22 protein-coding genes are annotated in these 25,125 nt (G+C 66.7%); 13 read left to right on the top strand and 9 right to left on the bottom strand.

Annotated features, from left to right (window positions below; genetic code table 11):
• Position 1 precedes the first annotated feature (1 nt).
• Genes KEC56_RS07450 through KEC56_RS07440 form a run of 3 tightly spaced genes read left to right on the top strand, consistent with a single transcriptional unit; the run spans position 2 to position 3,090 of the window.
• A complete protein-coding gene (locus KEC56_RS07450) occupies positions 2-1,945 on the top strand; it encodes a DUF6541 family protein (protein ID WP_308013008.1) in 1,944 nt (647 codons plus the stop codon).
• A gap of 21 nt (positions 1,946-1,966) precedes the next feature.
• Positions 1,967-2,707: a glycosyltransferase family 2 protein gene (locus tag KEC56_RS07445; RefSeq protein ID WP_227530427.1), complete on the top strand. Its 741-nt coding sequence runs from the start codon at positions 1,967-1,969 to the stop codon at positions 2,705-2,707.
• Positions 2,704-3,090 (top strand): DUF2304 domain-containing protein, encoded by a 387-nt coding sequence (locus KEC56_RS07440; RefSeq protein ID WP_227530426.1) that lies wholly within the window; start codon positions 2,704-2,706, stop codon positions 3,088-3,090. Before KEC56_RS07445 ends, KEC56_RS07440 begins: the two co-directional genes overlap by 4 nt.
• Here KEC56_RS07440 and KEC56_RS07435 read toward each other — a convergent pair.
• Entirely contained in the window at positions 3,075-4,001 is a 927-nt protein-coding gene (locus KEC56_RS07435; RefSeq protein WP_264675129.1) for a glycosyltransferase, read from the bottom strand. The two genes, KEC56_RS07440 and KEC56_RS07435, sit on opposite strands and share 16 nt — an antisense overlap.
• A gap of 141 nt (positions 4,002-4,142) precedes the next feature.
• On the opposite strand from KEC56_RS07435, the gene KEC56_RS07430 reads away from it, so the two are divergent.
• From KEC56_RS07430 to KEC56_RS07420, 3 genes are read left to right on the top strand one after another with little or no spacing between them, the layout of a single operon-like run.
• On the top strand, positions 4,143-5,099 hold the full coding sequence (locus tag KEC56_RS07430; RefSeq protein WP_227530424.1) for a glycosyltransferase: 957 nt from the start codon (positions 4,143-4,145) through the stop codon (positions 5,097-5,099).
• Positions 5,096-6,349 (top strand): polysaccharide biosynthesis protein, encoded by a 1,254-nt coding sequence (locus KEC56_RS07425; protein WP_227530423.1) that lies wholly within the window; start codon positions 5,096-5,098, stop codon positions 6,347-6,349. Before KEC56_RS07430 ends, KEC56_RS07425 begins: the two co-directional genes overlap by 4 nt.
• On the top strand, positions 6,346-7,098 hold the full coding sequence (locus KEC56_RS07420) for a glycosyltransferase (RefSeq protein WP_227530422.1): 753 nt from the start codon (positions 6,346-6,348) through the stop codon (positions 7,096-7,098). Before KEC56_RS07425 ends, KEC56_RS07420 begins: the two co-directional genes overlap by 4 nt.
• 8 nt (positions 7,099-7,106) lie before the next feature.
• Here KEC56_RS07420 and KEC56_RS07415 read toward each other — a convergent pair whose 3' ends face one another.
• Genes KEC56_RS07415 through KEC56_RS07405 form a run of 3 tightly spaced genes read right to left on the bottom strand, consistent with a single transcriptional unit; the run spans position 7,107 to position 10,225 of the window.
• A complete protein-coding gene (locus KEC56_RS07415; RefSeq protein WP_227530421.1) occupies positions 7,107-8,186 on the bottom strand; it encodes an acyltransferase family protein in 1,080 nt (359 codons plus the stop codon).
• Positions 8,183-9,319, bottom strand: coding sequence for an NAD-dependent epimerase/dehydratase family protein (locus KEC56_RS07410; RefSeq protein WP_227530420.1), 1,137 nt, complete (start codon positions 9,317-9,319; stop codon positions 8,183-8,185). Before KEC56_RS07410 ends, KEC56_RS07415 begins: the two co-directional genes overlap by 4 nt.
• 21 nt (positions 9,320-9,340) lie before the next feature.
• On the bottom strand, positions 9,341-10,225 hold the full coding sequence (locus KEC56_RS07405) for a glycosyltransferase family 2 protein (protein WP_227530419.1): 885 nt from the start codon (positions 10,223-10,225) through the stop codon (positions 9,341-9,343).
• 53 nt (positions 10,226-10,278) lie between these two features.
• Here KEC56_RS07405 and glf point away from each other — a divergent pair, with 53 nt between their 5' ends.
• From glf to KEC56_RS07390, 3 genes are read left to right on the top strand one after another with little or no spacing between them, the layout of a single operon-like run.
• Positions 10,279-11,415, top strand: a complete 1,137-nt coding sequence (glf, locus tag KEC56_RS07400; protein WP_227530418.1) for a UDP-galactopyranose mutase — start codon at positions 10,279-10,281, stop codon at positions 11,413-11,415.
• A gap of 10 nt (positions 11,416-11,425) precedes the next feature.
• A complete protein-coding gene (locus tag KEC56_RS07395) occupies positions 11,426-12,220 on the top strand; it encodes an ABC transporter permease (RefSeq protein WP_227530417.1) in 795 nt (264 codons plus the stop codon).
• On the top strand, positions 12,220-12,957 hold the full coding sequence (locus KEC56_RS07390) for an ABC transporter ATP-binding protein (RefSeq protein ID WP_227530416.1): 738 nt from the start codon (positions 12,220-12,222) through the stop codon (positions 12,955-12,957). Before KEC56_RS07395 ends, KEC56_RS07390 begins: the two co-directional genes overlap by 1 nt.
• A gap of 2 nt (positions 12,958-12,959) precedes the next feature.
• On the opposite strand, the gene KEC56_RS07385 is transcribed toward KEC56_RS07390, so the two are convergent.
• From KEC56_RS07385 to KEC56_RS07365, 5 genes are read right to left on the bottom strand one after another with little or no spacing between them, the layout of a single operon-like run.
• Entirely contained in the window at positions 12,960-13,553 is a 594-nt protein-coding gene (locus tag KEC56_RS07385) for a hypothetical protein (RefSeq protein WP_227530415.1), read from the bottom strand.
• The gene (locus KEC56_RS07380) at positions 13,553-14,506 is read right to left on the bottom strand and encodes a glycosyltransferase (protein WP_227530414.1); all 954 of its coding nucleotides are present in this window, start codon (positions 14,504-14,506) and stop codon (positions 13,553-13,555) included. The genes KEC56_RS07385 and KEC56_RS07380 overlap by 1 nt, the downstream gene beginning before the upstream one ends.
• The gene (locus tag KEC56_RS07375) at positions 14,503-16,413 is read right to left on the bottom strand and encodes a glycosyltransferase (RefSeq protein ID WP_227530413.1); all 1,911 of its coding nucleotides are present in this window, start codon (positions 16,411-16,413) and stop codon (positions 14,503-14,505) included. The genes KEC56_RS07380 and KEC56_RS07375 overlap by 4 nt, the downstream gene beginning before the upstream one ends.
• Positions 16,414-16,449: 36 nt before the next feature.
• Positions 16,450-17,751: an O-antigen ligase family protein gene (locus KEC56_RS07370; protein WP_227530412.1), complete on the bottom strand. Its 1,302-nt coding sequence runs from the start codon at positions 17,749-17,751 to the stop codon at positions 16,450-16,452.
• Positions 17,748-19,169, bottom strand: a complete 1,422-nt coding sequence (locus tag KEC56_RS07365) for an O-antigen ligase family protein (RefSeq protein ID WP_227530411.1) — start codon at positions 19,167-19,169, stop codon at positions 17,748-17,750. The genes KEC56_RS07370 and KEC56_RS07365 overlap by 4 nt, the downstream gene beginning before the upstream one ends.
• 53 nt (positions 19,170-19,222) lie before the next feature.
• Between KEC56_RS07365 and manA the strand changes: the two genes are divergently transcribed.
• The 4 genes from manA to KEC56_RS07345 all read left to right on the top strand — a co-directional run bounded on the left by manA (position 19,223) and on the right by KEC56_RS07345 (position 25,123).
• Positions 19,223-20,350 (top strand): mannose-6-phosphate isomerase, class I, encoded by a 1,128-nt coding sequence (manA, locus tag KEC56_RS07360; protein WP_227530410.1) that lies wholly within the window; start codon positions 19,223-19,225, stop codon positions 20,348-20,350.
• Between the two features lie 125 nt (positions 20,351-20,475).
• A complete protein-coding gene (locus KEC56_RS07355) occupies positions 20,476-20,793 on the top strand; it encodes a WhiB family transcriptional regulator (protein ID WP_175985933.1) in 318 nt (105 codons plus the stop codon).
• 74 nt (positions 20,794-20,867) lie between these two features.
• On the top strand, positions 20,868-23,756 hold the full coding sequence (locus KEC56_RS07350; RefSeq protein WP_227530409.1) for a glycosyltransferase: 2,889 nt from the start codon (positions 20,868-20,870) through the stop codon (positions 23,754-23,756).
• Positions 23,753-25,123 (top strand): DUF5719 family protein, encoded by a 1,371-nt coding sequence (locus KEC56_RS07345; protein ID WP_227530408.1) that lies wholly within the window; start codon positions 23,753-23,755, stop codon positions 25,121-25,123. The genes KEC56_RS07350 and KEC56_RS07345 overlap by 4 nt, the downstream gene beginning before the upstream one ends.
• Positions 25,124-25,125 lie beyond the last annotated feature (2 nt).

The following is a 25,125-nucleotide window of genomic DNA, read 5'->3' as shown; positions in this document are numbered from 1 at the left end:
AATGCTCGGTGCCCTCTGGCCGGCCCTCGTCGGTGTTGTCGTGCTCGCAATCCTCGGTGCGCCACTGGCGTGGCTCATGGGACTGCGCGGGCTCTGGGTCTGGGCGGTCACACCCGCGTTCGCGATGACCGTGATCGGCATCGCGACGGTGGTGTCCGGATGGACCGGGCTCGCGTGGACGATCCTTCCCGCGCTGCTCTCGATGCTCGTGATAGCCGTGATGATCCTCGTCGTGCGCAGACTCGCGGGCGTGCGTCCGGTGCCGGCCATCCGCAATGTCGGGCTCGAGAAGTGGACGATCGGCACCGTCGCCGTGATCGCTGTCGTCCTCGCGATTCAGGTGTCGACGGTCATCGGTGCCCCGGACGCGATTTCACAGACGTTCGACAACGTCTTCCATCTCAACGCGATCCGCTATGTCACCGATACCGGGACCGTTTCCCCCCTCGAACTCGGCCGGATGACGAGTCCGAGCGGAGGGGTGGCGTTCTACCCCTCGGCCTGGCACGCTTTCGCGGCACTGATCGTGCAGCTCAGCGGCGCAGGCGTCGCGCTCGCCATCAACGCGCAGACTCTGGTGATCTCCGCCTTGATATGGCCCCTGGGTGCAGTGCTGCTCGCACGAGTGCTGATCGGAGCGAACCGCTCCGTCACCGTCGCGTCGGGAATCATTTCGGCGTCGGTGCCAGCGTTCCCTCTTCTGCCGATGCACTATGGCGTCCTGTACCCGTATCAGCTCGCACTCGCGCTGCTGCCGGTGGCGCTCGCGGCCACCGCCTCCGCGTTCCAGATCGGATGGCGTGACGTGGTCATTCCATGGTGGTGGTGGTGCGTCGTCGTCATCGGGACGATACCGGGGCTCGCGCTCGCGCACCCGGGTGGTTTCGTCGGGTGGCTGGCACTGAGCCTGCCCATGGTCGTCTGGGGTCTCATCCGCATGTGGCGCGCGGCGACCGGCTGGCGCACCAGAATCGTTCCTGTCGTCCTGCTACTCGCCTATGGCGCGATCGGCGTGCTGCTGCTCAAGATGCTGCGTCCCCCGCTGCCGACCCGTCTGTGGCCGACGGCGATGGATATCCCGACCGCGCTCGGCAGCGCCTTGAGCGTGCAGCTCTACTACAGCACCGCCGCCTGGCTGGTTGCCGCTTCCGTCCTCCTCGGGCTCTACTGGACGATTCGCGAGCGCCGCGTCGCGACGTTCATAGCTACCGCGATGTGGGTAGTCGGCGCGGCGCTCTACGTCATCGTCATCGCCGCGCCGTGGGGCACGGTGAGAGACGCACTAACGGGCAGCTGGTACAACAACTGGCCTCGCCTCGCGGCGCTGTTCGCCATCGCGCTCCTTCCGCTGGCAGCGTTCGGGCTCGCCCGTACGGCGAGAGCTGCGCTCGAATACCTGTTCCGCATTCCGCGGTTGCGGACCAATCGGTTCGCGCGGGCCGCGATCGCCGGGGTCGCCTCCATCATCGCCTTGTGCGCCTTCACTCTCCCCGTCGTGCCGCCGGCTGTGGAATCGGCACATGGATCCTTCGTGATGAATGGGGACTCGCCCCTGCTGAGCGCCGACGAGCTCGCTCTCCTCGAGCGTCTCGGCGATGAGGTGCCGGAGGACGTCACGATCGCCGGGAACCCCTATACCGGCGCCGGACTCGCCTACGCGATCTCGGGACGCGACGTTCTCATGCGGCATATCCTCGTCGAAGTGTCGGGCGATATGGCAGAGATCAACGATCATCTCTCCGATGCGGAAGACGATCCCGACGTGTGCCAGGCGATCGAATCCCTCGATGCCTGGTACGTGCTGGACTTCGGAGAACGTGAGGTCCATGGAGGTTCGAATCCGCTGCCGGGCCTCGTCGATCTCGAGCACTCCTCGGCTGTGCGACTCATCGACAGCGAGGGAGATGCGAAACTGTATGAGGTTGTCGCCTGTGGACGCCAGTGATACGAATGGAACAGACCGAACATGACCGCGACGTCGAAACAGGTCCTCGTGATCGTGCCTGCCTGGAACGAGCAGCACAGCGTCGCCACGACCGTCCAGGAGATCCGTCGCGCGTCGCCTGAGTACGACGTCGTCGTCATCGACGACGGGTCGAAGGACGCGACTGCTGATATCGCCGCAGCGGCCGGCGCCGTCGTTCTCCGCCTTCCATTCAACCTCGGCGTTGGTGGCGCGATGCGTACGGGCTTCACCTACGCCGCACGGCACGGATACCAGCAGGCGATCCAGGTCGACGCGGACGGTCAGCATGATCCGGCGGATATCGCCGAGGTGCTGGCGGGCCTTGAGCACGCAGACATCTCGATCGGTGCGCGCTTCGCCGATGTCGGCGATTACACCGTGCGCGGTCCACGGCGCTGGGCGATGGTGGTCCTCGCCAAGGTCGTCTCACGGATCGCGAAGACGCGGCTGACTGATGTCACGAGCGGCTTTCGCGCCGCCGACCGGCGCGCCATCGAACAGTACGTGTCGTACTACCCGGCCGAATACCTCGGCGACACGCTCGATTCGCTCGTGGCAGCGGTGCACGCCGGACTCACCGTCACCCAGGTTCCCGTCGCGATGCGGCCGCGTTCCCATGGCACCCCCAGTCAGCATCCGATCGGCGCCGCCATCTACCTGCTGCGTTCGGCATTCGCACTGCTGCTCGCGGTCATGCGCAATCCTCGACGACGGACACCGCTCGAAGGGAGCGCCGAATGATCGCGATCGCGGGAATCGTCCTTGCCGCCATCATCATCGCCTTCGTGCTGTGGATGCTGCTGACGAGGCGACTGCGCGAGAAGTATGCGGTGCTCTGGCTGGTCATCGCACTTGCTGTGCTCATCGCTGGCATCTTCCCCGGGCTCTGGGAGGCGCTCACCGTGGCGCTGGGAGTGCAGTTGCCGTCGAACCTGCTCTTCGCCGCGGCGATCCTTCTGCTCATGGGCGTCGCGTTGCACCTGTCGTGGGAGCTGAGCGGCGCCGAAGAAGAAGTGCGTCGTCTTGCGGAAGAATCCGCGATCCTGCGCGCGGAGAGCGAAACCCTGAGCGAACGTGTGCGGCGACTCGAAGACCGTGCGGGTGAGGATCAGGGCGAGCGGTGAGCCGCGTCGCGGGCGGCGTGGCGCCCACCGCTGAGCAGACCAGCGAGCCAACTCGCGCGGTACTCCAGAACGAAACGGGCGGGCACCACGCCTGACCGGGCAGCTCTGCGTAGCAGCGCGTTCAGCGCCGGCCAGCGGCGTTCGACGCCGAATGCCGCCTCGATCCGCTGATCGGGCAGTCCCTTGCGCGACCGCAGCGTGTCGACCATGACCTGTCGCCAACCGACGTACGTCCAGAAGGTCATGCGCATCAACGCCAGAGGGGAGCGAGAGCCCTCGTAGCGCTCGGCCAGCGAGAGCACATTGCGCACTGACGCGGCGAGGCCCGCGCTCTCCAGGCGACTGGGATCGCCGAACACATTCGCATCGTGCTGCACGTAATCCTGTACGACCTCGTCGACGATCCGCGTGCCGCGATACGCGCCCGCGACCACTGCCAACCAGTGGTCGTGCGTGGCGACGCGGCTCGAGACGTGGGGAAACGGAAGCGCCGTGGCGAGAATCTCTCTGTCGAACACGCACAGTGAACCGGTGAACTGATTCGACAGCAGCGTGAGGACGGCGCCGTGATCGACGCGGTCGGTCACCCCGGTGACCTCGCCGGACGGATAGCGCACCAAGCGCGCCTGTCCGGAGATCAGCGACACCTCTTTCAGGTGGGGTAGGAGGTCCGCGATCTTGCTCGGTTCCCACCGATCATCCTGATCGCAGAGGGCTATCCAGGCGGCATTCGCGGGGACGGCGCGGAGCCCGTACTCGAAATTGCGGTAGAAACCGCGGCGTGCGTCATCGCCCACAACCCGGAAGCGCTCGTCACCGGCGACAACGCCGGCGACAAGACTCTCCACTGCATCTCGCTCGCCGTCGACAGAGATGATGCATTCCCAATCACGAACACTCTGGTCCTGCAACGAGCGCAATTGGATGCGGAAGAGCTCCGGATCGGGGGAGTATGCGGCCAGGACGATGGCGCCGCGGCCAGGTTCGGAGGTCATCGTCGCTCTTCCCTGTCTGAGGTTCGCATCAGCGAATGAGGCTAGTCTAGGTGCGCGATGAAACCGAATCTTCCAACCGCCTGGGCGGTGTTCACAACGTTCCGCCCCGGTGTTGAAGCGGAGGATGCGGTGGCCTCGGTATCCGCTCAGGTCGACGGTGTCATCGTCGTCGACGACGGTTCCGGTCCGATCGCGGATGAGACTCTCGATCGCCTCGCGGCCAGCGGCGTCACCGTGCATCGGCAGACTGTGAACAGCGGCATCGCAGGAGCTCTCAACACCGGCATCCGCCTCGCTCGCGAGTCCGGCGCGGAGATCGTCATCACCTTCGACCAGGACTCGCTCGTGCCTGCCGACTTTGTCGATGCGCTGCGTGCCACCTATGATGCGGCGACCGCCGACGACGTCCGGGTCGGTGTGATCGTGCCGGAGTACTTCGCCGCTGTCCGTCAGGCGCGCGGAGAGATTGCGTCGTACGGCCCTGCGGCAAACATCATCCAGTCGGGTATGCTGCTGCCGCTGAACGTGGTGGACAGCATCGGCGAGCTGCGTGCAGATTACTTCATCGACCTCGTCGATACCGAGTTCGAGCTGCGGCTGCGCCGTGAGGGATACGCGGTACTGGCGGCGCCCGGTCTGCGCCTCGGACATGCGCTCGGCACACAGTATCGTCGCGAGTTCTTCGGCCGTCCGGTGCGCCTGCCCGGCATCCCACCCGAGATCACGCTGAGCACACCCTTCCGCTACTTCTATCGCGTGCGCAACAGGATCGTCCTCAACCGCGAGTACCTGTGGACAGCGCCGGCGCAGATCATCCGAGACACTTTCCTCGACGGTATTCACTTCGTCAATGCTCTCGCGGTGGCGAGGCCCCGCCGGGCGCTGTGGCGTCTGTATCGTGCAGCCATCAACGCGGCGATCCGCGGGCGGACGGGCCGCATGCCGGACGCGCTGCAGCCTGTTGCCGACTGCATCATCTGGGACGCGCCTGTTCTCGATCGGAAAAAGAGGTGAGCTACGCCGGCGCGCGCCGCACGGTCGGGCGGCTGAGCGGCTTTACTGTCTCGGTTCTCCTGGTCACGCTGCTCGGGATCGTCTCGATCCCCGTGCTGACGGCTTCGGTGGGGGACATCGCCTGGGGCAGGCTCGCACTCGTCCAGACCGTTGCCCAGTTCGGGGGCATCCTCGTCGCGTTCGGGTGGGGAGCGGTCGGCGCCGCCACAGTCGCTGGTATTCCCGTCGGACGGCGGCCGGCGTTCTTCCGGCGCTCCTTACAGGCCCGCGCCTGGCTGTACGCATGCGTCTTTCCGGTTCTTGCACTGCTCTTGATCATTCTCACCCGCGGTGAGCTGCTCATCTCGATCCTCGGCGCGGCCGTCTACCTGCTGCCATATCTCGGCGCGAACTGGTACTTCACGGGTGAGGGGCGCCCGAAGCGATTGCTGCTCTTCGATACCGCCCCCACCGTCGGCGGCGCGGTGCTCGGGCTCGTGGGCACGTGGATGACAGGCGAGCTTTGGGTCTACCTGCTGTTTCAGGGCCTCGGGTACGTTGCGGCGGTGACCATATCGGCTCTGATCGTGCAACGATCGCCGCAGGACGCCGAATTCGTGGACCGTACACCTCTGAAGGCGCTTCTCGCCTCCCAACGTCACGCCGTCTCGGCGACGCTCGTGAGCGGACTGTACGTCACCCTGCCCATGATCGCCGTTCAGGCGTTCCTGCCCGGACTGCAGCCGATGTACGCCTATGCTGATCGGCTGTTCAAATACGCATCCATCGCATTCCTGCCCATTCAGCAGTTCTTTCAGAGCTGGGTCCCCGTCGATGACGGCGGTCGGCGCCGACGCATGCGCATCGCGACGCTCGCGGCCATCGCTATCGGCATCATCGCGGGCGCACTGATCGCAGTGCTCAGCCCGTGGGTGTCCACGCTGCTCTCGGTCGGCAAGATCACGGTGCCGATCTCGGTCTCGCTGCCTCTCGGTGTGGCATTCATCGGGATCGCAACAGCGGCGGTCGTCGGCTACGCCTGCCTGGTGAGTCTCGGGCGGGTTCGAGCGCTTGCGGTCTCGACCGCGGTCGGCGCGGCCGTCGGCGCGCCGCTGATCATCCTGTTCGCAATCATCGGCTCGGTGCCGGCTGTCGCATGGGCGGTTGCGATTTCCGAACTATGCGTCGCGGGATACCAGCTGATGGTGCTGAGAGGGGCGCTGCACGAGAGCGCAGCCAGGCCGAATGATCTCCTGGGAGGCGAGTCATGACCGAGCTGCGCGTCAGCGTCTGCATGGCGACGTACAACGGCGCATCCTATGTGGGCGAGCAATTGGCATCGATCCTCGCTGAGCTCGAGCCGCAGGACGAGGTCATCATCGTCGACGACGCTTCATCGGACGGCACCGTACCACTGCTCGAAGCGGTCGGCGATCCGCGCGTCTCCGTTCACCCGCGCGCAGAGAATCTCGGATATGTGCGTACGTTCGAGCAGGCGCTCGCGCTCGCAACCGGCGATGTGATGATGCTGTCAGATCAAGACGACATCTGGATCCCGGGCCGACGCGCCTTGCTTGTCGGGGCGACCGCGACGGCCGCCGTCGCGGCATCCAATCTCGTGCTCTTGGGCACCGATGCGCCATTGCGCTCGCCGTTGACCGGTCACGACTGGCTCCTCAGAGCGGAGGATGCTCCGAAACGCAGACGGAACCAATGGCGAATGCTGATCGGAGACGCACCGTACTTCGGGTGCGCGATGGCTGTCAGACGCGACTTCCTGGATCGGGTGCTGCCGTTTCCTGGGTACCTCACTGAATCTCATGATCTGTGGATCGCCACGATGGCCAATGCCGTTGGCGAACTCGCGCATGTGGAACAGCCGACGTTGCGCCGCAGGCTGCACGACGAGAACGCGTCGAGTGAGCGACCGCGTGGAATCCGCAAGGCGCTGCAGTCGCGGCTGCTGCTGCTCCGGCTGTGGGGCGAGGCACGTCGCCGAGCGCGACGCCGTCGGGCCTGACGGCGTCGTCAGGAGGCGCTCGAGCGCACCGGCACCGCGGTCCTGCCGCGCGCCAGCCGCATCACAGGTCGCTCGACGAGGAACCAGCTCGCCACCGCGAGCAGCGTCGTCGCCACGGCAGTGATCAGGATGTACACGACGATTCCGAACTGCGCGCCGCCGAAGATGAAGATCAGTTGCTGCATCGGCCAGGCGTAGATGTAGAAGCCGTACGAGATGTCGTTGCGGGCGATCCAGTCGGGTTGCCGCACGAGTGTCGACAAGTAGAGCAGGGCGTAGCAGAGGAACGGCGCGGCGAGCGGTCCGCCGGCGACGGGCACGAACACCATCAGCACAGCAGCGATCGGCGCAGCGATGAGACCGAACAGCGGCACGTACGACCACCGCTGAATGATGAGATACACCAGCGAGCCCCCGAGGAAGTAGGGCAGCAATCGCGCGAGCAACTCGAAATCACTGTCGAGTCCACCGGTCGTCCCGGTTGCCATGAGAATTCGCACGGCGATCGACAACGCCCAAAGCCCGGCGGTCAGCAGTACAGAGCGACGGAACACCGCGAACGCGCCGAGAACCCAGACGATGAGGTAGCAGATGAATTCGAAGTACAGTGTCCACAGCGAGCCGTTCCACGTGTTCGCGTAAGGGACTGTGCTCAGCGACTCGCCGATCGCATAGTGGTCGATGTGCAGGAACAGGTTGCCCCAGACGTATTCGAGGGGAGTGGGCGCGGTCGTCGCATAGCCTGCGAGCGAGCCGTGTGTGGCCAGCATCGCGATCGGTCCGAACACGGCGGCTGTCAGCAGCAAGCAGATCACGAACGCAGGCATGATGCGGGCGATGCGGTGCACGAGGAATGCTCCTGCATCGGTGCGCAGGCGCGATCTCGTGATCAAGAAACCGCTGATCACGAAGAAGCCGATCACCGCCCACCCGCCGAGATTCTCACCGTTGAACCCTGGAGACCAGTCGTAGCCCGCGGTGTAATACGCGTGCGCGATCAGGACGAGAGCCGCGAGGATCAGACGGAACAGGTTCAGGCTGTTCGTGCGGAAGGGAAACTCCTGCGGCTCGTGCAACGCGCGTGTCACTTGAGCAGGTTCCGCTCCGCCATCTCATCGAGCGAACGCTGGTAGGAGTCCTGCTCGACGGGCTCCGTGAGCACCCAGCGCGTGAAGGCCGCGACACCGTCCCTGAAAGAAACCGCGGGGGTGAACCCGAGCTGGCGGCTCATCTTGCTCGTGTCGGCGATATTGTGCCGGATGTCGCCGAGGCGGTAATTGCCGGACACCCGAGTCGGGACTTCTCTGCCGAGTCCTGCGAACAGCGCGGAGACGACCTCGTTGACGGTGGTTCCGACGCCAGAGCCGACGTTGAAGATCTCACCGGCCGCCGCGGGGTGAGTTGCCGCGAGGAAGGTGGCCTCGACCACGTCGTCGATGTAGACGAAGTCGCGGCTCTCCTCGCCGTCCTCGAAGATGTTGATCTCCTTGCCTTGGCGGATCAGCGTCGAGAAGATCGAGAGGATGCCGGTATACGGGTTCTTCAACGACTGCCCGGGACCGTACACGTTCTGGTAGCGCACAGAGGTCGCCTCGATCCCCAGCGTGGGGGCGACGGTCATGATCAGTGCTTCCTGCATCTGTTTGGTGATGCCGTAGACCGACGACGGGTGAAGCAATGCTGTTTCATCAGTCGGCGTCAGCGTGAGCGCGCCTTCGCCGGGGTGATGAACCTCGAAGTCGCCGGCCGCCATGTCTGCATCGGCCCGATGGCCCGGGTAGACGGTTCTGCCGTCCTCGGTGAGGTAGGCGCCTTCGCCGTAAATCGATCGTGATGAAGCGATGACGACGCGTTTCACCGAGTGCTTGTTGTTGGCCAGGATGTCGAGCAGCTTGGACGTGCCGCCCACGTTCGTCGCCGTGTACCGGTCGATCTCATACATCGACTGGCCGGTGCCGGTCTCGGCGGCGAGATGGATGACGATCGTCGCCCCTTCGAGTGCGCGCCGGAGGTGGTCAGGTGAAGTCACACTGCCTTCGAGGACCGTGGCGACTTCACTGACGTCGCGGAGAAGGGGAGAGGTGGTGGCGGGGTCGTCGCCGTGCACTTGCTTCTCGAGCGAGTCCAGGACCGTTACCCGGTGTCCGTCTCGTGCGAAGCGGCGCGCCAGGTGCGAGCCGATGAAGCCCGCTCCGCCGGTGATGAGTACCTGTTCGACCATGAATGGGACCTCTCGGATGTGTCAGACGGCGAAGATATGGGCCAGGGTCGACTTTAGCCCAGCGCTGTCACCGTGCCGCAGAACGCCAGGGACCTCGGTCACCGCATGTAGGCGTCCCAGGAGCCGCACGCGAGCGACCCTTGCTGTGCGGCGCCACCCTCGCTTCTTAGCCAGTTCACGAGCGAGCTTGTAGTAGGACCGCTCATCGCGGAACCTGCGCCCGTCGAGCAACGTCTTCTGCGATGCGCTCGAGCCGTGGCGACGGTACGAGAACGCGAGCTCGGGCGTGTACACGAGTGCGCCGCCGTCGAACGCGATGTCGATGAGCAGTGCCAGATCCTGAATGATCGGCAAACCTTCGCGGAAATCGATCCGGCGCAGGGTCTCGGTGCGGAAGGTGAGCGAGGGCCAATAGAGCCAGTCGCCGCGGAGCAGGCTCGTAGCCATCTGCTCGCCGGCCAGCACTCTCTCACCGCCGCGGGGCGTCAGGACGCTCCGCTTGACTCGGTCGGCGAGCGGCCGGATCACCGAGCCGTGCTCATCGATGACCTGAGTGCCGGGTTGGATGACGTCGGCCGCGGGGTGACGATCGATCGCTCCGAGGATCACGTCGACATAGTTCGGGTGCAGCAGATCATCGCAGCCGAGGATCGTGATGTGGCTGGCCGTCGCGCGACGGATCGCCTCGCGATAGTTCTCGGTGATGCCGAGATTGGCGGGGTTGCGCAGGTAGGTGATGCGCGGGTCAGTCTCGGCGGACAGCCGTGCAGCGACCGATTCGTCGGGGTAGCAGTCATCGATGATGGTCAGCTCCCAGGCGGGATTGTGCTGGGCGCGAACGGAGTCGATCGTCTCGAAGAGAAGGTCAGGGTCACCCCAGAAGGGCACGAAGATCTGCAGAGTCATGGCTTTGCCATTCTAGATTCTTTGCGCTGACCGTCCGCCGGTACGCTGAAAGGATGGATCTCCTCGTCGTCGGGTCGGGTTTCTTCGGCCTCACCATCGCTGAGCGTGCCGCTGAAGCCGGCCGCAAGGTCACCGTCATCGAGCGCCGCCCCCACATCGGCGGAAACGCTTACAGCGAGGCCGAGCCGGAGACCGGCATCGAGGTCCACCGCTACGGTGCGCACCTGTTCCACACCTCGAACCCGACGGTGTGGGAGTACGTCAACCGTTTCACGACCTTCACGAACTACGTCCACCGCGTCTACACGAACCACAAGAGCGTCGTGTATCCGATGCCGGTGAACCTGGGCACGATCAACCAGTTCTTCCAGGCGGCGTACTCGCCAGACGAGGCGCGCGCGCTCATCAAGGAGCAGGCCGGCGAGTTCGACGTCAAGACCGCGCAGAACTTCGAGGAGAAGGGCATCGCCCTCGTCGGGCGCCCCCTGTTCGAGGCGTTCTTCCGCGACTACACGGCGAAGCAGTGGCAGACCGACCCGCACAAGCTGTCCGGCGACATCGTCAGTCGCCTCCCCGTTCGCTACAACTACGACAACCGCTACTTCAACGACACCTGGGAGGGCCTGCCGACCGACGGCTACACCGCGTGGCTCGAGCGGATGGCGGAGCATCCGAACATCGAGGTGAAGCTGAACGTCGACTTCTTCGACGAGTCCCAGCCCCTGAACCGCAAGGCGCTCGTCGGTCAGGTGCCGATCGTCTACACCGGCCCCGTCGACCGCTACTTCGACTACGCAGAGGGCGAACTCAGCTGGCGCACGCTCGACTTCGAGCAGGAGGTGCTGAACATCGGCGACTTCCAGGGCACCCCGGTGATGAACTACCCCGACCTGGACGTCCCCTTCACCCGCATCCACGAGTTCAAGCACTTCCACCCCGAGCGCAAGGACGTCTATCCCACCGACAAGACCGTCATCATGCGCGAGTTCTCGCGATTTGCCGACAAGGGCGACGAACCGTACTACCCGGTGAATACGCCCGCAGACCGCGAAGGCCTTCTGACCTATCGCGAACTGCAGAAGGGCGAGAAGGACGTCCACTTCGGAGGACGCCTCGGAACGTACCAGTATCTCGACATGCACATGGCCATCGGCTCGGCGCTGTCGATGTGGAACAACACTCTCTCCTAGACTCAGAGCTGTGAGTCACGCTGCTGTCGGGGCGCCGGGGACGCCCCGGCGGTATTTGCATTCGCTGTGGCTGCTGTCCGCTCGCGACCTGAAGGTCCGGTACGCGACGAGCCTTCTCGGTTACCTCTGGTCAGTGCTCGATCCATTGGTCATGAGTGCGATCTATTGGTTCGTGTTCACGCAGGTGTTCAAACGCGACGTCGGCGAGGATCCGTACATTGTCTTCCTCATCAGTGCGCTGCTGCCCTGGGTGTGGTTCAACTCGTCGGTGTCGGACTTCACGAAAGCGTTCAAGAAGGATTCCCGCCTTGTGCGGTCCACGAACATCCCGCGATCGATCTGGGTGAACCGCATCGTGCTGAGCAAGGGCATGGAGTTCCTGTTCTCGTTACCGGTGCTGGCCCTGTTCGCGATCTTCTCCCCCGGCACGCAATTCGGCTGGGGCATTCTGTGGTTCCCTGTCGCGGTTCTCCTGCAGGTGATCCTTCTCGTCGGACTCGGGATGCTCGTCGCCCCGTTGTGCGCGCTCTATTCAGACCTCGAACGCACGACCGGGCTGATTCTGCGGGCACTGTTCTATGCGACGCCCATCATCTACAGTGTTTCGAACCTGCCCGGGCCGTTCGAAGTGATCGGGTCCTTCAACCCGTTGGCCGGCATCTTCACGATGTATCGCATGGCGTTCTTCCCCGATCAATGGCACACCAATACCGTGGTGATCGGCGTGGTCATGAGCCTCGCGATCTTCGCACTGGGCTGGTGGGTGTTCCGCACTCTCGAGCGTCCCGTGCTGAAGGAGTTGTGATGCAGGCAGCTATCGAGGTGCAGGGCCTCGGCGTGCAGTTCCGACGCAACCGCCGTGGCCGCCGGAGCTTCAAGGATCTCTTCGCCGACGCCTCGCGACGCAGTCGCCCCGGGGAGTTCTGGGCGTTGCGCGATGTCTCGTTCACCGTGCAGCAGGGCGAGGCGATCGGCGTGGTCGGTCGTAACGGTCAGGGCAAGTCGACGCTGTTGAGGCTGGTCGCGGGAGTTCTGCTGCCTGACGAGGGCTCTGTCACGGTGCACGGGGGAGTGGCGCCCCTGATCGAACTCACCGGTGGTTTCGTTGGCGACCTCACCGTGCGTGAGAACGTGCGACTGACCGCGGGGCTGCACGGCATGGCCAAGGCCGAGATCACGCGGCGCTACGCCGACATGATCGCATTCGCTGAGCTCGAGGACTTTCAGGAGACGCCCTACAAGCACCTGTCGAACGGTATGAAGGTCCGCCTGGCGTTCTCGGTCGTGTCACAGCTCGACGAGCCCATCCTGCTCGTCGACGAAGTGCTCGCCGTTGGCGACAAGGCCTTCCGTGAGAAGTGCTACAAGCGCATCGACGAACTGCTCGCCGAGGGGCGCACACTCTTCTTCGTCAGCCACAACGAGCGGGATCTGCGCCGTTTCTGCAAGCGTGGACTGTACCTGAACAAAGGGGAGCTCGTGCTCGATGCCGGGATCAACGACGTCCTCGACCGCTACAACGATGACTCCGGCGTAAGCTGACCTCAGAGGCCGACCAGCGCGCGTACCTTCTGCAGAGCCGTGCTTGCTGCCTCGAGAGGCGCGTGGGGATCGGAACCGTTGTCGTAGGCCGCACGAAGGTCGCCGAGCTTCGAACTGTACTGCGTCACCATGTCGCTCCACTCTGCAGCGACTGAGCTCGGCGCAGGGGTGTCTGACAGCACTGCTGCGTCGTTCTGCAACGAGTCGACGATCTGTGCGCCGAGATCCATGTTGTCCTGCACGAGCTGGAGCCCTCGTACCCCGTCGTCCAGTCGAGGCCGGACCTTCTCGACGAAGACATCCATGCCCGGATCCGCAGCGGGCGGCTGCGAAGGAGCCGGCTCGGATGTCGATGTCGGAGCGGACGTCGGCGTGGGCGTGGAATCCGACGTCGGCGTGGGCGACGATGTCGTCGAGCTCGCGGTCGGGGAGGGGGAGGGCACCGGGGCTCCCTCGCGCGGCAGCAGGAAGAACAGCAATGTGCCGACGATCGCCAAGGCGATCACAGACAGTCCGACGATCAACCAGATGCGACCCTTGTCGCGCTTCTTCTCCTCAGGAAAGATCCACTCGGGGCGGGGCTGTCCGTCGCTCATCAGTCCTCCAAAGCGGGCATGGGTCGCCAGCTGCGATCGCGGGCGGCCTTGCCGCCATCGCGGATGCCTCGGAACAGATTACTGGTGCCCCGCACGGTTCTCTCGACGAACACGAGTCGGATGAGCTCCTTGAAGAACGTCGCCGTGGTCCCGAGGCCGAACAGCACCGGGTTGTAGACACCGTGCACACGATAGTAGTGCTTGATGAACGCCCGGTTGCGCATGATGTAGTACCGATACGCGTTGCTGGACGCGTTCATGTGCCGCACACCCATGTCCCACTGCTTGATCTCGCGGGTGCGGCGCAGCACGAACTCGTCGACGATCACGGCTGTCGTGAGCCGCGAAGCCAGCCAGCCGTACATCTGATCGTCCCAATAGATGAAGAAGCGCGGATCGGGGAGCCCGATCTGCGACACGATCGAACGATGGATGAACATGCCCTCGAAGCATCCGCTGTTCATCTCCTTGAAGCCGGATTCGTCGAACCCGGCGGGGGCGAACGGGATCGGGATGCCCATGCGCTCAGCGATCCGGTACTGCCAGTAGAACTCGCTGCCGTCGTAGTCGTAGCGGCGTCCCTGGATGCTCTTGAAGCGCGGCGTCCACCTGCCCATCTTCGCGAGGCCGTCGGGAAGGACCTCGACGTCGTCGTCCATCATCCAGATCCACTCGCTGCCGAGCTCGTACGCGGTGCGCATGCCCTCGCTGAACCCGCCCGAACCGCCGGTATTGGTCTCCAGCTTGCGGTAGACGATCTCGGCGCCGATCCCATCGCGGAAGGACTCCACGACCTCGGCGGTGTCGTCAGCGGAGGCGTTGTCGATGATGACGACGCGGCCGGGCTTCGGGTCCATGGCGCTGATGCTCGTGAGGAGTCCCGAGAGAAGGTGAGAACGGTTGTACGTGACGATGACGATCGTCGCCGATGCCGGGTCGAACGTCATCGTCATGCCTTCTCCTCGAAGATCCGTCGCCAGGACGCTGGGGAGACGAGATCGGGCAGTGCTTGCCGGTACTGCTTCTGCAGCTCGGGCCACCGTCGTCGCAGCTCTCGGTGCAGGCGCAGTGACTCGCGCAGCATGCGACGGTATTTCCGGCGGTCGCGCGTATAAATATTCTTGCCCGATCCGTCGGCAGCGCTCACCAGGGCGCTGTCGAATGCTGGGACGCGCCACCAGTGCGCATCGTCCTTGCCGAACTCGACCTCGGGCTGTTCAACGTTCGCCGGGTTGGGTTTGTGCAGCCAGTGCGCGATGAGCGTGACGAAAGTGAAGCGGATCAAGCGCAGCCCACGCGGGCTGTCGTACTCATGACGCCGCGACCTTTTGAAGACTTGACGCCCCCGTCGCGAGTGCAGCACTGCAGACGGATCACGGTGAACGGTGGTCTCCGGATACTCGGCTGCGAGTGCTCGAGCTTCCGGCATCGCCTTCGCGAGTTTCGGCACCATGTGGCCGGGGCCAGAGAGCACGTCGCGCAGTGCACGTGCGCGCAGTTCCACCGGGTAGTACTGCATCATCATGAGGTGCTTGAGATCGACCCGGCGACTGTGTCTGATCAGCCGGCCGCCGCGAGGTGCATTCGAGTGCAGGAGCCCCGCGACGATGCGGTTGCGGGCATGGAAGTACGCCTGCCAGTCGATCGAGTCGTCCTTGTTGACCCAGGAGATGTGCCAGAGCGCGACGCCGGGCATGGATACCGTGGGAAACCCGGCTTCGCCTGCCCGGAGGCAGAACTCGGCGTCGTCCCACTTGATGAACGCGGGGAGCGACAGTCCGACCTGTCGGATGGCGTCGAGGGGGATGAGGCACATCCACCACCCGTTGTAGTCGGCATCCATCCGCATGTGCAGGAGTGTTGACTGACGCAGATTCGATGCGCCGAAGTCGTGCGGCATCTCCTCCTGGTACAGGTTGCGCCACATGAACGGCGACTCATCGACGACTTCGGCCCATCCGTGCAGCTTGGGTCGATCCAGTAGATCGAACATATGCCCGCCGACGAGGATCGGCTTTGTCGCGTATTGACCGAACACGATCGAGCGACGCAAGGACTCTGGCTCCAACCGCACGTCGTCGTCCAGCAGCTGAACGAAGTCGCTCTCCGGGCGCTGCAGCGTCTCGTGCATCGCCCGGGCAAACCCGCCGGAACCACCCAGATTAGGCTGTCGGATCACCTGCAGCGTATCGCCGAGCTTCTCGGCGACCTCGCCGTAGCCGTCCTGTTCTGATACGAGCTGGGTGCCCTGGTCCACCAGGAAGATCCGGTCGACGAACTCGAGCGCGCCGGGAGATGCCGCCAGTGCTTGCAGCGTCTCGACGCAGTAGTCGGGCTTGTTGTAGGTGGTGATGCCGAGCGAGGCCTTCCCGGCACGGGCGGGCTCCTGCTCGGTCGTCCACTGGGCGCCCTCGAGCACTGCCTGATTGTCTTCGGCGACGACATCGAACCAGATCCAGCCGCCGTCGCTGTACTGCGTCAGCTCGAGATCGAAGGCGGTGGTCGCCTCGCCCGTCACCTCACGGGTGTCGACGCGCTGTCGTACTCCAGAACCGTTGGAGCGATAGACGAGGATCGTCGCCGGCCCGGTCGTACGCACCGTGAGCCGCACCTGCCGCACGCTCGTCCAGTGCTGCCAGTACGACGCGGGGAACGCGTTGAAATATGTGCCGAGCGAAACACGGCGACCCGAGACGATGCGGGCGCGGTGGCGCCCGAGGATGTTGCCGAGCTGAGCACGGTTCGAGACGCGCACCGGCTTCTCATCGATCACCGACCACGTTTCGGGGTCGGCGTACAGCGGGAGCAGATCAGGGTCGCGATCGAGCGGGAAGACGACATTCTGAAGGACGTGTGGCACCCGGACAGCCTACCTGCCGCACATGTGGATCCCCGGTCACTCCTGCGCCCGCAGCGTCGGGATCACCCCGGTGTTCGCGGCTTCGATGCTCTCCCGCCACGAACGCGACTGCCCGGCGCGCAGCGCGCACAGCACGAGCATGAACCAGCCCGCGCCGTCCAGCGTGAAGCTCTCGAACATCGAATCCACCGCCAGCGTCACCAGGACCAGTGGCGTCCAGGCGTAGACGACCGATCGTCGCGCGCTGGCGACCAGCCACGACCGGACGATCGCCACGCCGCCGAGGAGAAGGAACAGCACGAGGCCGATGAAACCGAGCTGCAGGAGCACGTCGAAGAACGCGTTCAGCGCCGTCTGATGATGGTCGCCGAGCCAGTAGTTGATGTACACGAACGGGTACTCGCCGCGATCCCACGGTCCGAACCAGCCCCACCCCTGGAACGGTTTGACCGCGGAGAAATCGAGGATCTTGTTCCACAGGTCCGCTCGCGTGGAGAAGTCGGACCCCGCTCCCATCCACCGGATGATCGGGTGGCGGAACGCGAACGCGAGCACGAGGGCCCCCACGACCAGCGCGCCCAGCGCCCACTGCACGAACGTGCGCCGCTCGGCCGGGGTGTGCCGCACGATCATCAGAGTTGCCGTGACCACGCCGACGGTGACCGCGAGGACCAGGACGGTCGGCGACGCCGAGAGCAGCGCGAGGAAACCCGCGAGCGCGATCGAAGGCACCGCGATGGGAGCCGCGACCGACTGCGACCGCCACTCGATCACGAACGTGATGAGCGCGATCACGGCCACGAACCCGAGCATGTTCCTCGTGCCGAACACGCCCTGGATCGGACCGCCCACCGCGAGGTTCCCGGCGATGTCCAGGAACCGGATCGGCACATCGAGGAGGACGCCCGAGAGGATCTCGACGCCGAGCGACAGACCGAGCATCACGCGGAGCGTGTCGCCGATCGCGCGAACCGTCTGAAGGGTGTCCCGGATGTGACCGACCGTGATGGCCATCACGGCGAAGCCGACCAGCCACAGCCAGCTGACGAATGTGTCCGAGCGGTCGGTCGTCCACACGATGCTCGCGAGTGCGAGAGCGAGGAACACGAGCAGCGACGTCGGGGCGATGCGCAGCAGCGAGAGCTCCTCACGGCGCACGAACAGGATCGCGATCCCGAGCACCGTCAGCAGCAGCACGATCGTCGCGTACGTCTGAGGCGAGGTCATCCGTCCGATCGCGAACGACCCGAACGCGGCGCCGAGAACGGTGAGCGTGTAGGCGCGCGCCATCTCGACCGAGCCGAGGAGTCGGGACAGCGCGGCGGCGGCCGACGTCACGGGACGCGCCGAGCCTCGTGCCCGCGCTCGGTGACGCGCGAGCGCTCGCTCAATCCGACGCCCACCAGAGGCACGGCCTTGAGCTTGAACGAGAACATCACCAGCAGCATCCAACCCCAGAGCATGATCGGAGTGGATTCCGCGAGCCCGTGCACGAGAAGAACGACCGTGAACAGCACGGGCAGCAGCGTCAGCGGCGAGAACGGGCGATCGGCCCGCAGATCCCAGCGCGGGCGATCCACCGCGAAGAACCATGCCCGCCACAGCAGGCTGAGGTACGCGGCAGCCATGAGCACGAGACCGACGACGCCGAGCTGCATGAGCACGTCCAGCCACATGTTGTGCGCGTGGAAGACCGTGATCCCGTGGTCGGTGATCCACTCGTCGAACGCGGGATCTGTCGGGATCCATGGGCTCGAGAAGCCGTTGCCGAAGATCGGATGCTGCGCTGCCCGCTCGAGCACCTTCGACCAGATCACATCGGTGCGCCCGGTGAGATCTGCGCCGCGCCCCAGAGCCGCGAACAGCGGCTCGCGGAAGACGAAGAGCGCGGCGACCGCGACAGCCACGATGCCGCCGCACGTCGCGTAGATGCGCCCGCGGCCTCCCGGCGTGCGGGCGCGCCGGATGAGGATCGCGACGAGCAGGACGACAGCAGCGGCCAGACCGCACAGATACGCCGTCGCCGACGAGGCGCGGAACATCAGATACCCGGCGGCCACGATCCACAGCGCATGCGTGACCCGCCACCGGGCGCGCACCGCGATCCGCACACCGAAGGTGATGATGGCGAACAGGCAGATGATCGCGAGCACGTTCGAATTGCCGACGATCCCCTGGATGCGTCCGCCGTCGAAGAAGTTGTCGCGCACCCAGTACCAGTGCGGATCGATGTCGCCGTCGGGGAGGGTCGCGAAGTTGGGGAGCAGCGGGTGGCGGAGCACGAGCGACACGGTCAGCTCGAGGGCGATCGACAGGCCGATGATCCACTTGAACGCCGACCCGAGCGCCTGCACGATCTCATGCCACACCAGCGCGTGCGCGATCAGCAGCGCGTTGACGGTGACGGCCGCGAGGAGCACCCAGGTCAGGATCGTCGACAGCCGCCACTGCGACCACGCCACCGACAGCAGCGCGAGGGCCGTGTACGCCAGCGCGGCCCACGGCAGGCGCCGCCACGCGAACGGCTGCGGGCGGCCCTGGGCCAGCATCGGGATCCCGATCGCCAGCGCGCCCAGCAGGAACAGCGCCATGATCACACCGGCGCCGACTTCTCCGACGAGGTTGTACACCGCGGTGTGGGCGAACACGGCGAACAGGACGAGCGTCGCGTACGCGCGCAGCAGCAGATGCCCCGTCGACTCGCGCTCCGGCGCGATGGGCGGGGCTGCCACGGGGTGCTTCGTATACTGCGCCATCGGAATCAGGCTACCGCGCACGACGGCGCCCACCCCCTCGATACGCTGGGGCCATGCTGCTTCGACTCTCGAACGAGCCCCGCGACTACGCCTGGGGATCGTCCACTCTGATCGCCGAACTGGAAGGCCGCGAACCCACCGGTGCGCCCGAGGCGGAGGTCTGGTTCGGCGACCACCCCGGCGACCCCGCCGATGTCGATGGCGGCTCGACGCTGGACACCGTCACAGGCGGATCCCTCCCGTACCTGCTCAAGCTGCTCGCGGCCGCCGATCCGCTGTCGATCCAGGTCCACCCCACGATCGAGCAGGCGCGCGACGGCTGGGCGCGCGAAGCGCACCTCGCCGCCGACGACCCGCAGCGCAACTACCGCGATGACAATCACAAGCCTGAGCTCATCGTCGCGCTCAGCGACCGGTTCGAGGCGCTGGGCGGACTGCGTCCCGTCGAGGACACCCTGCGTCTCGTCGCCGCACTCGGGTCGTCTGCCGGTCCCGACGCGCTCCGCGAGAGGCTCACCGCGGCAGACGATCCCCTCGGCAGCACGATCGCGTGGCTGCTCTCGGGCTCGGCGCAGACAGAGGTCGACGACATCATCGACGCAGTGGATGCCGCATCCTCCGCGGAGTTCGCCGCCGAGCTGGAGGCGGTCAGGGCCATCGCCGCGCGCAACCCCGGCGACCCGGGCGTGGTCGTGGCACTGCTCATGAACCTCATCGTGCTGCGCCGCGGCGAGGGCATCTTCCTCCGTGCGGGGCTCCTGCACGCCTACGTCTCGGGCCTCGGCGTGGAGATCATGGCCGCGAGCGACAACGTTCTGCGCGGCGGGCTCACACCCAAGCACATCGATGTGCCCGAACTCCTCTCCGTGCTGGACACGACTCCGGGGATCGTCCCCGTGCTGCGGCCGTCCGCGGACGGTGCCGTCACGGCCTACCCGGTCGATGTCGACGACTTCGCCCTGCGTCGCGTCGAGATCACGGGCGATGCCGTCGAGCTCGACGTCACCGGCCCGACCATGGTGCTCGTCACCGGGGGAGAGGTCACGGTCGCGGGCTCGGACGGCGACGCTGTCGACGTCCCTGTCGGCCAGGCGGTCTTCGCATCGGCCGACAAGACGGTGCTCGTCCTCGCCGGCACGGGGGAGGCATTCGTCGCCGAGCCCGGCGCGACACGCCGATGACACGCCGTGAACCTTCAAGACTTGCTTGAGGGTTTACGATCCGCGACTTGACCGCGGCGAATGACACGGGTGTAATTAGTGGTGCAAGGCCCAGCGGGGGGCAGTAATAGGGCAAGGAGAACGATATGACGGGTTACCGTTCCGACGTTCCCGAGAACTGGTTTGTCGATCCGGTCAATCTCGGGGTTCCCGGGGTCAGGCGTGCAGAGGTCGATGAGGATTCGGCGCTCGCCTGGCAGACCGACGCACTCTGCTCGCAGACCGACCCGGAGGCGTTCTTCCCCGAGAAGGGCGGCTCGACGCGGGATGCAAAGCGCATCTGCTCGTCGTGCGACGTCCGCGGCGAATGTCTCGAGTACGCGCTGGGCAACGATGAGCGCTTCGGCATCTGGGGCGGGCTCAGCGAGCGCGAGCGCCGCAAGCTCAAGCGCCAGGCCGGCTGACCGCACACAGCTTGGCGGCCACGCCGCACGGGCTGACGAAGACGCCGTGCTCGAGCGTTTAGGCTGACCAGGCCATGCCAACCCGAGTTCATGCCATCATCGTCGCGCGCCCTGGGCCGTCCTCCCGAGCTCAGCTGCTGCGCACGCTCGATGCCCTGACGCTTCAGACGCGTCGGCCGGACGCCGTGACCCTCGTCGTCTGCGGAGACGGCACGGCGGCGCGCGAGAGCGATGCGATCGCCCGGGTTGTCGAAGGGATCATCGAGGCCCGCACGAGCACGTCCTTCGCAGAGGCCGTGGCGCTCGCGAAGCCGCGCGTCGCCGACGACGCGGCGATCTGGCTCCTCGCGCACGACACGGCCCCGCATCCGGGCGCACTCGCTCAGCTCGCGGGGGCTCTGGAGCGTTCGCCGTCCGCGTCCATTGCGGCACCCAAGCTCGTCGACGTCGACGACGACCGGCATCTTGTCAGCCTGGGCGTGACGATGACACGCTGGGGACGCTCCGTCGAACTCGCGGCAGGAGAGCTCGACCAGAACCAGCACGACGGCCGGGACGACGCACTCGGCGCCGACATCCGCGGGATGCTCATCCGTGCGGAGACCACCGGGCGGCTGCTGCCGGACCCCGGGCTCGGCGGTGCCGACGAGGGGCTCGACCTCGGCGTCCGTGCCCGCCTCGCCGGCGGACGCGTGACGCTCGCCCCCGGTGCCCGCGTCTCCGTCAGCCCCGACGGACCGGCCGCCCTGCCGCAGGGTCAGGCGCCGCGCACCTACGTCACACGCCTTGCCCAGCTGCACCGCCGCCTCGCCTACGCGCCGGCCGCCGTCGTCCCGCTGCACTGGCTGAGCCTGCTTCCCCTGGCGCTGTGGCGCACGATCGCGCATCTGGTCGCCAAACGCCCCGCATCCGTCTTACCCGAGTGGGGTGCAGCCCTCGCCGCGATGGTCCGCTTCGGCGCTGTCGCCCGCTCGCGCCGCGGCATCCGCACCAACAGGAAGGCCTCGTGGGCGCGCATCGCCCCACTGCGGATCAGCCGCGCAGAGCTGCGTCGCCGACTCGACGACGGTCACGGCAGCGAAGGCGGCGCCGTCAGCGAACTCGACTTCTTCTCCGGCGGAGGCGCGTGGGCAGTGCTCGGCGCCCTCGTCGTGAGCATCGCGGCTTTCACGACGCTCCTGGCCTGGCCGGCGATCGGCGGGGGCGCCCTGCTTCCCCTCCGCGACACGGTCGCGGCTCTGTGGTCCGACGCGGCCTGGGGGCAGCGCGGTGTCGGCATCGGCGTCATCGGCCCCGCCGACCCGTTCGCGGCCGTTCTCGCCGTCGTCGGGACGCTCTGGGCCGGGGCGCCCTCCTACGCGATGGTCGTGCTCTGGTTGCTGGCGCTGCCGCTTGCGGTTCTCGGCGGGTGGTTCGCGGCCACGCGCATCACCGACCGCGGGGGGCTGCGGATCTTCGGCGGCGCCGCCTGGGCCCTGGCACCGACCTTCCTCACCGCACTGATCGAGGGGCGCCCGGCCGCCGTGCTCGCCCACCTCCTCCTGCCGTGGCTCTTCCACACGGCGGTCGTCGCGCACCGCTCGTGGGGCGCCGCCGGTGCGGCCTCGATCATCCTCGCGGCGACCATCGCCTGCGCACCGTCGCTCGCGCCGGCGCTGATCGTGCTGTGGCTGCTGGCGATCATCATCGTGCTCTCCCGCGCGTGGTTCCACGGCGCCGTCCGCCTGCTGTGGATGCTGGCGCCCACCGCTGTCCTGTTCGCTCCTCTCGCGTTCTGGCAGGCGCAGAACGGGCAGCTGTGGTCGGTGTTCGCCGACCCCGGCGCCGTCTGGGCCGGGGCGCAGGTCGGCGCCGACCCGGCAGGACGGCTCGTGCTGGCCAGCGGATTCCCGACGGCCGACCTCGCCGGCTGGATGGACGTGCTCGACCCCGCTTTGGCCGCATGGGCTCCTGTGCTCATCGCACCCGTGGCGCTGCTCGCGCTGGCCGCCGCCGTCGCGCCGCGCTGGGGCGCGGGCATCACGCTGCTCGGCGTCACGATGGCCGGTCTCGCCACAGCGTTCCTCGCGGTCGGCGTCAGCGTCAGCTTCACCCAGGGCACTCCCGTGGCGATCTGGCCCGGCACCGGTCTCAGCCTCGCGTGGGCGGGACTGGTCGGCGGCGCCCTCGTCACCCTCGACACCGCGATCACGATGCCGAAGCTGCGCATCGCCGCCGTCACCGTCGCGGGCCTCGCGCTGGCCGTATGCGCCCTGCCCGCCCTCACCGCGCTGCACGGCGGACGCACGGAGCTCACCAACGGGCCCGAGAGCACGCTGCCCGCCTACGTCGCGGCCGAAGCGCGGGGCGACCGCGAGATCTCCACGCTCGTGCTCACCCCGCAGAACGACGGCGGGCTCGCGATCGACGTGGTGTGGGGTGCCAGCGCCACGCTCGGAGCGCAGACCACGATGCTCAGCACGGCGACGTCGCCGCAGGGCGTCGACATCAGCGCCCTGGCCGTCGACCTGCTCTCGCCGCGCACCTTCGACGCTCCAGGCGAGCTCGCCGCCCACGGCATCCACTTCGTCCTGCTCGATCAGCCACGCGGTTCCGAATCCGACGCGGCTCGTGCGTTCCGCGTCGAGGCGGTGACGGCGCTCGACCAGCGCGCCGGCTTCGTCAAGGTCGGGGAGACCGACAAGGGCGTGCTGTGGCGGCTCGATGCCGAGCCGGCCGAGCGGTCCGACCCGACCCGCGCCGAGCAGGGGACCGCTGGGTCGATCATCGTCCTGCAGCTCATCGTCGTGTTCGCCGCTCTGCTGCTCTCCATCCCGACCAGGGCCTCCCGGCGCGCGGCCAGATCCCAGTCCCGCATCGTCGGCAGAGCCGCCGACGAGCCGTTGGTCCTGCCACGGCGTCGCGAGGACGCCAGGCCGGAGCCCTCGGCCGGTGACGCCGACGAGGATGAGGAGCAGCGATGATCCAGAACCGAGCCGTCAGGCTGGTCGCCACCGGCGCCCGTTTCCTCACCGGCGCCGCGCTGGCCATCGGGTGCGTGGTCGCGGTCGTCGTCGCCGTGGCCATGCCGTGGCCGAGCACGCAGGCTCAGCCAGCTCAGGTGTCGGTGACGCCGACCGCCGGCGATACCACCCTGGTTTGCACAGGGGACTTCCGCGCCCTCGGGCGCAACGCGACGGATGCGTCGCAGCAGCAGTCCGGCGGCACCCCGTCGCTCACGGTCGAGAGCACGGGCAGCACGGAAGAGTCCGAACTCGCAGCCCCCGAGCTCGGAGAGTCATCCGGGCCCAAGCACTTCGTCGCCAGCGCCGAGCAGGGCGGTGACTCGCTCATCGCCGCGGCCGAATCCATCACGCTGAATGCCGATGACCTCTCCGGCCTCGCCGCAGCAGCCTGCCGCGAGCCCCGCACCGAGTCCTGGTTGATCGGCGGCGCCGTCGAGACGGGCACCAGCGATCTGGTCATCCTCGCCAACCCCGGCGATGTGACGGCGACGGCGACCATCACCATGTTCGGCCTCGAAGAGACGTCGAGTTCGGTCCTCGTCCCCGCGGGCACGCAGATCTCCGTGCCACTGTCATCCGTCGCCGCCGGAACGCCGTCGCCGGTGGTACGGGTCACCGCCGAGGGCGCCCCGCTGCGCGCGACTGTGCAGTCCTCCCTCATCCGCACACTGGATCCGTCGGGATCCGACCTGCAGGATGCGGCTGCAGCACCCGCCGAGCGCATCGGATTCGCCGGGGTCCAGGTCGAGGCAGCCAGCGACGACTTTCCGCTCACGCTGCTGCGCCTGATGGCCACGGAAGAGGCGACCAACGCGCGGATCTCCGTGCGCTCGGGCGGCGAGGAGGTGCTGCAGACCACCGTCCCGCTCGACGCGGGCGCGCCCACGGATGTCGACCTGCAGGCGCTCGAGCCGGGCGTCTACAGCATCGACATCGAGGCCGACGCCTCCGTCGTGGGCGCGGTCAGGCAGACCACGGGTGCCGGTGCCGGAAGCGACTTCGCGTGGATGCCCTCTGCGCCGGAGATCGACGGGGAGGTGCTCGTGGCCGTGCCCGCAGGCCCCGGCCCGCGGATGCACCTCGTGAACGCCTCGGACGATGCGGTGACGGTGACGGTCGCGGGCACGTCGGGCGGGCAGCCGCAGGAGGTCAGCATCCCGGTCGGCGGCGACGCCGTGATCGAGGTCCGCAGCAGCAGCGCCTACTCGGTCTCCACGGACGGGCCGATCCGGGCCGCCGTCATGCTGTCCGGGACGGATGCGCTGGCCGGATGGCCCGTGTGGGCGGGCGCGGCGGCGCAGGAGCCGATCACCGTCTACCCCTGATC

Source organism: Microbacterium tenebrionis (genome assembly GCF_020682665.1).
Lineage (GTDB): Bacteria > Actinomycetota > Actinomycetes > Actinomycetales > Microbacteriaceae > Microbacterium > Microbacterium tenebrionis.
Note: the sequence above shows the minus strand (reverse complement) of the source record. Positions and strands in the feature narration are given on the sequence as shown.